Here is an 11978-nt window from a genome sequence, read left to right on the forward strand (position 1 = left end):
TTCTTTCATTATTTATTATCTTTTATATTTTTTTGTTTTTTTTAATTTCTATGAATTATCATGAAATATTCACTTAAGCGTATTTTATAGAGGGAGGTAAAATTATGTTTAAAACAGATGATATTGTGAAGATTATGAATTTCATATCAGAAAAAAATTTTTCTGATTTAAAAGCTATTTTGAAGGATATGAATATAGTTCATATCAGTGATTTAATAGAAGAGCTTCCAACAGTTGAAGCTTTGATAGTTTTCAGACTTTTATCGAAAGATATTGCAGTTGATGTTTTTTATTATCTTGATAAAGATTATCAACAAAAAATTATTGAAAAGATAACCGATGAGGAAACACAATATTTATTGAAAGAATCGCATTTTGATGATATGGTTGATTTGATAGAAGAAATGCCAGCAGCAGTTGTTAAAAAAGTTATTAAGAATACAGATGAAAATAGAAGAAATATGATAAATAAATTTTTAAATTATCCTGATTTTTCAGCCGGTAGTATAATGACTTTAGAATATGTATCTTTAAAAGAAGGTATGACAGTAGAACATAGTATTGAACATATAAAAAAAGTTGCTAAAGATGTTGAAACTATTTATACTGCATATGTTTTAAATTCTTATAGAAAACTTGTTGGAATAATTTCTCTTAGAAATCTTTTGATTGCAGATGAGAAAGAGTTTGTAAAAAATATAATGACGGAAACTGATATCATAAGTTGTAAAACACTTGATGATCAGGAGGATATTGCAAGAAAGTTTAGAAAGTATGATTTGAATACTATTCCAGTGGTTGATAATGAGGGTTTGATGACTGGAGTTATCACTGTTGATGATATAATAGATGTAATAGAAGAGGAAAATACAGAAGATTTTGAAAAGATGGCAGCTATTGAGCCCTTGAATGATGATTATTTGAATACTAAAACTTTTACACTCGCGAGAAAAAGAATAACATGGTTGATAATTCTTATGGTTTCAGCATCTCTTACAGAACTTGTGATAGGAAGATCTAAGGAAGTTTTAGAGTCAGTTGCAATTTTAGCTTCATTTATACCAATGTTAATGGATACTGGAGGAAACTCTGGATCTCAGGCATCAACTTTAATCATAAGAGGATTGGCTCTTGATGAGATAAAATTTCAAGATATATTTAAAGTTATTTTTAAAGAGTTTAAAGTGAGCCTCATAGTGGCATCTGCTTTATCTTTTTTGAATTTTTTGAGAATTTATTTTATTTCAGGTGTAGATATAAGGATTGCTTTTTTAGTTGGTATTACTTTGTTTTTGACTGTTGTAATTTCTAAGATAATTGGAGCTATTTTACCTATGTTTGCTCAAAAACTTAAACTTGATCCAGCTATAATGGCTGCTCCACTCATAACAACTATTGTTGATACTACTGCTTTGCTCGTTTATTTTGGTTTTGCAAAGTTGATTTTGAATATATAATATAAAAGCTATCTTTAAAGATAGCTTTTATTTATTGTAAAATATGAATGGAATTTCCATTTCTTCACTGAATAAACCACCATGCATTCCTTTTAAAAATACTTCAAATGTACCTTTTTCATACCACCAAACTGAATTGTCTTCATAAGCCAATATTACCAAATTTCCAACTTTTTTTTCAAATTTTTCAGATATATTGTATCCAAAATATCCTTCATTTATCATATCTTTTGTTTTTCTTACATCGGCAATATTTTTTAACTTTTCTTTTAAGAGATTTAATACGAAATCTTCATATTCAGGTTTTATATGTAAAAAGAAGTCTCTGCAAGATCCAGAGGGGACTATTAGATTTCCTTTTTTATTTTTTTGTATATAATTTTCTATTTCAGGTATTTCTATATTTATGTAATAAGGTTTTTGAATATCAACATAAGCTTGACCATGATCAGCACTTATTAATATTGCCGTATCTTCAGAATTTAATTTTTCTATGAAGATATCATTTAATAGAGTTAAGAAATTATGAACTTCACCATCGAATTCTTCTGAATTAGGACCATATGAGTGACATATTGAATCTATTTCAGGATAATAATAAAAGAATAGACCGTCTTTTGTTTTTATATCATTTTTTAATTTTATTAATCCTTCTGATAAAGTTTTAAATCCAATTTTTTCTGCATCTTTTAATATATAGTCATTATAAGTTGAGCCAATTATTCTCGATGGTTGATAAGTGTATACATTTTTTCCATTTTCTTTTAATTTTTTATAAAAGTTATTTTCTGGGTATAGTTTATTGTTCTCATATCCATCGTTTAATAAGCTCTTTGTGTTTCTTGCATATGAGTTTAAGAGCGGCATTATTATATCATCTACCTCTGGTTCATAATAAAACCATTCATATACGCCAGATTCAGCAACACTTTTTCCAGTATGAATAGTTGTGACATGGGCAGATGTTGTTGATGGAAATTGGGAAGTTATTTTTGAGACTATTCCATTGTTAATCAATTTTTTTAGAGCTGGATATTGATCTTTGTATCTTTCAAAAAAAGACCATCCAAATGCATCTATAAACATGAATACTACTTTTTTATAGGTTTTATATTCTCCAACTGTATCTTCAGGAAGATGAGAATAATTTAAATTTAATCCAAGAAGTTTTGATATAGTTCCAGGAATATTAGCAAAACAGTATTTTTTAAAATCAGGTTTTGTAAACTTCTTAATGGAATCTCTATTTTTTTCTATTGCATCTATGCTTTTTTTATTAATCATATTTTTCCTCCTTTTTATTAAGTTATATATTATAACACTTTTTTTGTTAATTGATTTATTTTAATTAAAATATAATGTTATGGTATAATTTTATTAACAATATTTACTTTTTGTAAATGTGGAGGGATGTAAAATGAAAAAAATAAGATTAAAGATAAGTTTGGGGAATATTTTGATTACTTTTGTTTCTTTGATCACGGTAGTTTTAATTTCTTCGTATTTTGTAAGTAATATGCTTGTAAATACTCAAAAAGAAAAGTCTTTATATGAAATAGAAAGAGTTAAGAGTTCTCTTGAACTTTTTATTCAAACAAAAGAGATAATGAATAGTAATTTTACCAATTCTTTTATGGGAGGGATAGATTTAGAGCTTGCTAAGTTTTCTAATATAATAGTTGCAAAACATATTGAAAATAATTTTGAACTTTATAAGTCTTTTATAGAAAAAGTTGAAGGAATTAATGAGAGTTTTATAATTATTAATCCTGATTTTTTAAGGGATAAAAAACTTTATTCTATTTATTATAAGGATGAAAAATTTTCAAAGAACAGTATCGAATTAAATGATTTAAATGATATAAATTATTCATGGTTTTATAATTTAAAACCTGAAAATGATGAAGTCTGGTTGTTTAGAGAGCTGGATAAATCTGTTGATTTTATTAAAGGATTTTTTTCTGAAGATGGAACTTTTGTTGGAATAAGTCTTTTGAATTTTAAAATTGATTATTTAATTAATATAATAGAAAAAGATATAAATGAAGGAACAAAATTTTTATTGGGAAATTCTACAGTTAATTTTATAGATAATAATATTAATTTGCATTATAATAAAGAGGTAAATTTTGTTATTGAAAATATATCTGGAAAAGATTATTTTCTCAATTCTAAAATATTGAATAATGGTTGGTTTTTATCTTTATATTTTCCAAAGGAATTAATTTTTAGTCTCAGAGATAGGTATATATATATAATGTCTATGATAACTTTAATAACTGTAATTTTTTCTTTTATAATATCTTTTTTTGTTTCTTCAAAAGTTTCTAAACCAATAATATCTATATCAAAGAGTATGGAGGAATTTTCAAAGGGAAATCTTAATGTTAAAACAGATATTAAGGGAAATGATGAAATTTCGATTATGGGAAAGAATTTTAATATTATGGCAAATAATTTTAGAAGTACAGTTATTTCTCTTAAAGATCTTTTAGATTCTTTGTTTAAATCTATGCAGACACTTGAAAACACTTCTAAAAATAGTATTCAAAATTCTATAAAAATTTCTAAAGATAATAGTTTGATTGAAAGTAGTTCTTCAGAGGTATCGATTGTAGTTGAAGAAATAAGTTTGAGTATTCATGAAATATCATCATCAGCAAAGGCTCTATACCATCTTTCTGATGAATTAAGTAAATCTACTTTTGAAGGTAGAGAATCTGCTCAAAAGGGTGTAATTGGTTTGAATGATATTTCAAAATTGATGAAAGAAACTTCTGAAAAATCTATTGAAACTAAGAATAATGTCGATAATTTTATAGAAAAAATGAAGAGTATAAATGAGATTATAGGATCTATAAATGCGATTACAGAACAAACCAATTTACTTGCATTAAATGCAGCAATTGAAGCAGCTCGAGCTGGAGAAGCTGGAAAAGGATTTGCTGTTGTTGCATCTGAAATAAGAAAGCTTGCAGAACAAAGTTCTAATTCTACATTTAAGATTTCAAGTATTCTTAAAGAATTGAATGAAAAATCTAAAGCTGTTTCTAATTCTACAAATATGACAACTGAGTATATAAACAATGTTGATTCTAATATTGAAGAGATAAGCTTTAGATTTAAAGATATTCTTAAAAGAATTTCTGAGATTAAACATGATACAGATGATATAAAAGAAAGTTCTAAAGGTCAAAGTGCTTCAACTGAAGAAATAAATGTTGCAATTGAAAGAGCTTCTGAAATGATTACTAATATAGAAAGAAATATTAAAAATATTAATGTTGAACTTGATATTCAATCAGATGAAGTAAATGATGTAAAGGCTATTTCTAAAGATCTTTTAAGTGTTTATGATAGTATAAAGAAGAGTATTTCTTCTTTCGAAGTATAGTTGTTTCGTAATTTTTCATAACATTAAATTAATTAAATTTAATATATTTAATTTTTATAAAAATGAGTGATTTTTATTTTTTCACTCATTTTATTTTTTTTATTGCTTATAAATGAGATTAGAAAGGGGTTTTGCAAGTTCATTTTTAATTTACAAACTATTATTTTATATGCAATATTTGAATTTTTAGAATTTTATTTTTAAAGTGATAAAGTGAAAAAAATAACTTTTTTTATAAATGTTATTTGATGAGGTTTATAGAGTTTTTGATGTATTAATTCTATTATATTTTTAATGTTAATGTAGGGTCATACCGATATTTTACATTAATTTATCTTTTAAAGAGTTCTTTGCATGTTGACGTAGGGTTATATCTATTGTTTATGATAGTGATGAATGAAAAATATTTCTCAGGAGGTAATAATAATGAAGAAAAATATATATATAAATAGAAAAGCAGAATCTTATTATGAAGGATTTAACAGATTGAATGAATTATCAGATATTTACTTAGAAGTAATTCGAAGAATATAAGGAGGTTGAATAGTATGTTTAAAATATTTAAGAAGAAAAAAGTTAGCTCTTTATATTATGATCCAAGAGAAAATTATAAGTATGAAAATTCTTACATTGATGTTTTTAGATTATACTAATTCATATACATTTGAAATGGAATCCTAATTGGATTCCATTTTTCTTTTTATATCAAATATTAATATTAAATCAATTGATTGAATATATTTTTTGTTGAAAGGTTAATAAAAAATAAATAAAAATATAATTTAAATGGAGTTTAGTTTATATAAGATTAATAAAAATATAATATAATGTATATGTTTTTAAGTGTTTTATAGTTTATTATATAGCCTATTGTTTTTGTTCATACAACCCCCCAGTCTTATAGGCTGGGCCTTTTTTTAAATTACATTTATATTTGAAGGGCTTCTCGAGACAGACTTTATAAAGTCTGTCTTTTAATTTATTTTTGAGGTATAATATACTCTGGAGGTGAATATATGTTAAATAGATTTAGGGTTTTTCTTATCATTTCAGTACTTTTTTTGTTATCTGTGATAACGTTTTCTTCAACTATGGAATCTCCAGATTGGAGTAAAAATTCTATTTATTTTATTATGATAGATAGATTTGAGAATGGAGATAATCAAAATGATGTACAAACAGATTCTGCTATAGAGTATGGCAAAACTAATGATAAGTTTAATGGTGGAGATATTCAAGGGATTATAGATAGACTTGATTATATTCAAGGTATGGGATTTAACACTATTTGGATAACTCCTCCAATTGCAAATCAATGGTGGGATGGTGAGGTTAATTATGGTGGATATCATGGTTACTGGGCAAGAAATTTTAAAGATATTGATGAGCATTTTGGAGATTTAAATTTATACAGAAAACTTGTTGATGAAGTTCATAAAAGAGGTATGTATATAGTACAAGATATTGTGGCAAATCATACGGGAAATTTTTTCGTTTATAAAGATGGTAAGTATATGAAGAATGAAAAATCTGTTCCAAGTGGTCCAGACTCATATCCTTTTAATCAGAATGATTATAATGATTTAAAACAAAGAGAGTTGAATGTATACCATTGGCCTTCTGAAATAGATCCTTCTAATGTATATGATTCCGAATTTTCTCAGTTGGATGATTTAAATACAGAAAATCCTTTGGTTAGAAGAGCTTTGAAGGATGCATACAATTTTTGGATTGAAGATTTAGGTGTTGATGGTTATAGAATAGATACGGCTATTTATGTTCCTATGGATTATTGGAATGATTTTTTTAATGGTGAGGATAATATATATGATAAAGCAAGAGATGTTGGAAAATCAGATTTTTTTACTTATGGTGAAGCTTGGTTAACTCCAGATCCATATGATAATTCTGCAGAACTTAAAATAAAAGATTATATAGATAATGGTTTTAAATCTATGCTTGATTTTCCACTTTATACAGATATGTCAAGAGTTTTTAGAGAGGGTAAACCAACCGATTTTTTGGCATTCAGACTTCTTGAAAGACAAAAACAGTATGATCCTTCAAGAATGGTTACATTTATAGATAATCATGATATGGCAAGATTTTATTCAACTTCTGATATAAGTAGTTTGAAGCAAGCCTTATCTTTGATTTATACTATTCCAGGAGTTCCTACTTTATATTATGGTACAGAACAATTATTTATAGAAACTCGTGCAACTATGTTTAAAGATGGTTTTGCATCTGGTGATAAGGATAATTTTAATTCAGATAGTCCAATTTATAATATGATAAGAGATCTCAACAAATTAAGAGTTGAAAATGAAGTATTTAGAAAGGGTAAAATAGATATTCTTTATTCTGAAAAGAATGGACCAGGGGCACTTGCTTATACTTTAACTTATGAATCTGAAAGGTATTTAGTTCTTTTGAATACGGCTCAAAATAGAAAGTATGCTTTAGGTATAGATCTTGATGTTGAAGATGGAACTAAATTAAGTCCCGTTTATATTTTAAACTTAAATGATAAAGATATAGTTTATGAGAGACCTTTGAATATTTTATTGAATAATAAATCTTTTGGAGTTTATAAGATTACAGATGAAATTGCAAAGGTTAAGAAAAGTGATTTGAATGTAATTATAAATAATTTAGAGGATAAAACTGAGTTTTCTAATGATTTTATTATTGAAGGTATTGCCAATAATGCAAAGCAAGTTAAAATAATAGTTGATGGAAATGAAAAAGAGTATAAATCTGTAGATTTGAACAAAAAGATGAATGAAAGTTTTAAGGTTTCTATAAAACTCGATGATTTTACTCCTGGTGATCATACTATAATAGTTAAGGCTTATGGAAGAATTCCTATTTATACGAGTTACTCTGAGCTTTATAGGGTTAATTTTGATATTCCTGTTAAGAATCTAGCAGAAATTTCGGATGAAATAGGTGATGATAATGGATTTAATGGTAATTATTCATATCCTTTAGATAGTACATATTCTAATCAGAATGATATAACTAAAGTTAGTATAAATCAAATAGGAAAGATGATGAGACTTAATATCGGTATGAAAGAGATAACAGATGGTTGGAATCCTTCAAATGGTTTTGATCATTTAGTATTTATGATATATTTTGATGATCCAAATAAAATAGGCCAGAAAGTTTTACCTAAACAAGATGGATTTATGCCAGAGAATAAAGATTGGGATTATATGATTTATGCAACTGGATGGATGAGTTCAGCTCATAGGTCTTTGAATAGTTCTGAAGATAATAGGGGAGAAGTTATAACTCCTACGCCAGATATAGTTGTAGATAAGCAGAATAATGAAATAACTTTTTTAATTCCTTTATCTTTATTCGAAACTGATAATGTAGATAATTGGAACGTTTATATAACAACTTGGGATTATGATGGTATAGAAGCTGTTTTAAGGAATGTGGATTTAAATCCAGAGATTTGGACATATGGAGGAGCTGAAAAAGGTTCTCCAAGAATAATGGATGATATATTGATAAATTTAAAATAAAAAGGGGCTGTTTTTAACAGCTCCTTTTTAGTATTCAACAAGTTTTATGAACCCCTTTGCATATTTTAAATATTTTAAAGGAGTTTTTATTAACTCAATACCCCCGATAAAAGTTTCTTCTTGTACCATTTTTAAAGTTATATCTTCTAAATTTTTTATATTACTTTTTACTTTGTTCATATTTTCTATTTTGGCATTTTCAAATATTTCATAATAGCTCGATACCAATGTTGCTAATGCGTTTAACATTTGAGATATGGTTCTATATTCTTCAAGCCATTTTTCTATATCTTTTAAAAGATTTTTATCTAAGTATTTTTTTATTTTTTGATAATTATTTTCAATTTTTTCTGATTCATTTTTTAGAAGTAAAGAAGCTTTTTCAACATCTTTATGGTATAAATATTCGAATTCAGATATTAGGTTTGTTATGATTTCTGGATCTTTATCATTTATAGGACTTTTTGTATTGTATTTTGCAAAATGTTGGAATTCTTCACATATTTCTGGTGCAAAGTATTTTATTGTTTTTAACCAGTGTTTTTTCTCATCATATTTTTCTGGATTATTTAAATAATATGATATGTTTTTTAAACTGAATATTGATGCATAAGCTTGATTCATAGGATTAATGATTATACCTTTTGAATATTTATAAAGTTTTTTATCTCTTTTTATATATCCATCTAAATGCATTTCTGGAACCATTACAGAATCGTTTACTGGATAATTATCCCAGTATAGTATTTTTCTTTTGAAAGACTTTGAAACGTTTATGGCATCATCTACTGTTAAGTATTCAGAACATACTTTAGGACCTGTCCACATTAAATCAATTTTTCTGTTTAATTTTTCTCCAAGTACTTCATGGTATTCAACATGAGGTTTTCCCCAATATTCTGTTGGACATAGTATGAATTTTAAATTTTCAACTTTTTTTTGCAATTTTTCATATATTTTATTGGTGAAATCTGCTTGAGCTTGTGCAAGACATTCATAATTTTTAATGTCTTCTTCATGTTGTAATTTCCAAGGTATATCATCGAGAAATAATGATATTGTATTAACTCCTATGTTTACAAATTGCATATATTTTTCATATAATGCATTTAAATCATCTTCACTCGAATGAATTAAAGATAATCCTGGAGATACTGCTATTGAAACATCGACATCATATTCTTTACCAATATCTACGAGTTTTTTGAATTCATTTATAAATTCATCATCATATTTTTCACGCCATGAATCTCTGTGTAATTCATCAGCTTTTGGACCATATATGTATATATTATACCCAGTTTTTCCCATAAATTTTATTATGTCTTGTCTTTCTTTGAAAGTCCATGGCTTTCCATAGAAGCCTTCTACAACGCCTTTATATTCGAAACTATCTGACAATTTTATCACCTCTTATATTATCCTTTTAATGCTCCATCTGTTATTCCTGCTATTATTTTTTTCTGGAAGAATAAGAATGCAATTATAACAGGAATTCCAACTATTGCTGATGCTGCCATAATCAAAGGCCATTTTACACCATTTATTTTTTGAAACATTGCCAAACCTACTTGTACAGTTCTCATTTCTTTTGAAGTGGTTAATACCAAAGGCATATATAGATCATTCCAGCTTGCAATGAATGAGTTTATCCCCAATACTGCGAGAGCAGGACCACTTAAAGGCATTATAACTTTTGTGAATATTTGAAAATCATTTGCACCATCTACATAAGCTGCCTGATCTAATTCTCTCGGTAATTGCTCAAAATATTGTCTCATCAAAAAGATTCCAAACGGTGTTACAAGTGTAGGCATTATTAAAGCTTGATACGTATCTATCCAATTTAGTTTTTGCATTAGTATGAATATTGGTATTACCTTTATTTGTGGTGGAATCATATAAGTTGCGAGTACTATCATGAATAGTATTTCTTTTCCTTTAAAATCTTTTCTTGCAAAAGGATATGCAACCAATGAACAGAATATTAAATTTCCTAAAACTACCGATATAGATATTATTGTTGAGTTTAACATATATCGTCCGAAATCATTTTCTTCCCAAACAGTTTTAAAGTTCATGAATGTAGGAAATTTATATTTTAGAATTACATTATCCATGGATACTTTTATTTTTTCATCAAATAATACTTGAATTTCAGCAGTATGTTTAGTATCTACTTCTCCAAAATCTTCAGGATTTAATTCAAGTTTAACTTTTTGCCATTCATTTGGTTTTGTGTTTATTTTATAACTCACTATTTGATATTTCCCGTCAATATCTTTTAATCCTATAAGTATGTTATTCAATTTTTTATTTGGATTTATTTCTAATTCAAAATGTCTTAAATAATTTATATCTAAATCTCTTGCAAAAGAAGATATTCCAGTATTTTTTTCTTTTATATCAACCGTTATAAATTTTTTATCATTTTCTTCAAATATATCATAGTCAAATGTTCCTATTGTTTTCATCTTAGTTTTAAGAAAAAATTTACTTAATTCAAAATCTAAAAGAGTTTTTTCTTTTGTTATATTGAAAAGATCTCCTTCAGGGATTACAGCTGTCATAAATGTCATTATTAATGGGATCATAGAAAAAATAAATAATATAGAAAGGATTATTAAGTTTACTTTTGTTATTTTACTCATTTTTGTCTTTTTTTTCATCAATAATCACTCCTAAGAGCTCTTTTTTGAATAATTGTGAATATCATTATTATTATAAATAATATATAGGATATAGCTGATCCATAACCGAGCTGAAATTTTTTGAATGAAACTTCATATAGATAATGAACTATTGTTTGTGTGGAGTTTCTTGGTCCTCCACCAGTCATCGTATAAATTTCTGAAAATATTTGAAAAGATCTTATAGTGTTTATTGATATTACGAAAAAAAGAGTTGGTTTTATCATAGGTAAAGTGACTTTTGTAGCTATTTTCCATGAACTCGCACCATCTATTCTCGCCGCTTCATAAAGAGCTTCTGGTATATTTTGAAGTCCTGCAAATATAAATATTACATAGTATCCAAAGGCCGCCCACACATCCATAAACATTATGGACATCAATGCCGAATCTGGAGAAGCAAGAAAACTCCTTGCAGGCAGATCAAATCCCATCATAGTTCCCAATTTTATAAAAAGGCCATCTGCAGAATATAGGTATAGCCACATCATAGATATAACTACCATTGAAATTACAGATGGCAAAAAGAAACCCGCTTTAAAGAAGTTTCTACCTGGAAGGTTTTTATTATTTAATAATATTGCCAATATTAATGCGATACCTATTGTAAAAGGAATTGTTAATATAACGAAAATAAAAGTGTTTCTTAAAGCTATTAAAAATACCTCATCACTGAATGCTTTTATATAGTTTGAAAAACCAACAAATATTTTTTGTGGATTTAACCCTGAATATTCTGTAAAACTTATATATACAGAAAATATTAATGGATATAATTCAAAAACCAAAAAAGAAATAATCCAGGGGGATAAAAATAGAAAGATGCTCCATCTTTTTTTGGTTTTGCTTAGCATATCGATACCCTCCTAAAATAAAGACGGGAATGACTCCCGTCCCT

Annotated in this window: 7 protein-coding genes; 3 read left to right on the forward strand and 4 right to left on the reverse strand. The window is 26.5% G+C overall.

Annotated elements, in window-relative coordinates:
• The first annotated feature begins 104 nt into the window (after nucleotides 1-104).
• Complete coding sequence (gene mgtE, locus PWP28_RS07545) at nucleotides 105-1457, forward strand: magnesium transporter (protein ID WP_109604606.1); 1353 nt, start codon at nucleotides 105-107, stop codon at nucleotides 1455-1457.
• A gap of 27 nt (nucleotides 1458-1484) precedes the next feature.
• Here mgtE and PWP28_RS07550 read toward each other — a convergent pair whose 3' ends face one another.
• Nucleotides 1485-2741 (reverse strand): alkaline phosphatase family protein, encoded by a 1257-nt coding sequence (locus PWP28_RS07550; protein WP_305081333.1) that lies wholly within the window; start codon nucleotides 2739-2741, stop codon nucleotides 1485-1487.
• A gap of 133 nt (nucleotides 2742-2874) precedes the next feature.
• Here PWP28_RS07550 and PWP28_RS07555 point away from each other — a divergent pair, with 133 nt between their 5' ends.
• Together PWP28_RS07555 and PWP28_RS07560 are read left to right on the forward strand one after the other, a co-directional pair.
• Complete coding sequence (locus PWP28_RS07555) at nucleotides 2875-4851, forward strand: methyl-accepting chemotaxis protein (protein ID WP_109604604.1); 1977 nt, start codon at nucleotides 2875-2877, stop codon at nucleotides 4849-4851.
• 1016 nt (nucleotides 4852-5867) lie between these two features.
• On the forward strand, nucleotides 5868-8390 hold the full coding sequence (locus PWP28_RS07560; protein WP_109604603.1) for an alpha-amylase family glycosyl hydrolase: 2523 nt from the start codon (nucleotides 5868-5870) through the stop codon (nucleotides 8388-8390).
• A gap of 27 nt (nucleotides 8391-8417) precedes the next feature.
• Here the strand turns inward: PWP28_RS07560 and PWP28_RS07565 are convergent, their stop codons facing one another.
• Genes PWP28_RS07565 through PWP28_RS07575 form a run of 3 tightly spaced genes read right to left on the reverse strand, consistent with a single transcriptional unit; the run spans nucleotide 8418 to nucleotide 11934 of the window.
• Entirely contained in the window at nucleotides 8418-9791 is a 1374-nt protein-coding gene (locus tag PWP28_RS07565) for a beta-N-acetylglucosaminidase domain-containing protein (RefSeq protein WP_308644515.1), read from the reverse strand.
• A 17-nt stretch (nucleotides 9792-9808) separates the two neighbouring features.
• Nucleotides 9809-11059 (reverse strand): ABC transporter permease subunit, encoded by a 1251-nt coding sequence (locus PWP28_RS07570; RefSeq protein ID WP_308644516.1) that lies wholly within the window; start codon nucleotides 11057-11059, stop codon nucleotides 9809-9811.
• Nucleotides 11059-11934 (reverse strand): carbohydrate ABC transporter permease, encoded by an 876-nt coding sequence (locus PWP28_RS07575; protein WP_305081336.1) that lies wholly within the window; start codon nucleotides 11932-11934, stop codon nucleotides 11059-11061. Before PWP28_RS07575 ends, PWP28_RS07570 begins: the two co-directional genes overlap by 1 nt.
• Between the last annotated feature and the right edge of the window lie 44 nt (nucleotides 11935-11978).

The sequence above is a fragment of the Oceanotoga sp. genome (genome assembly GCF_030445905.1).
GTDB lineage: Bacteria > Thermotogota > Thermotogae > Petrotogales > Petrotogaceae > Oceanotoga > Oceanotoga teriensis.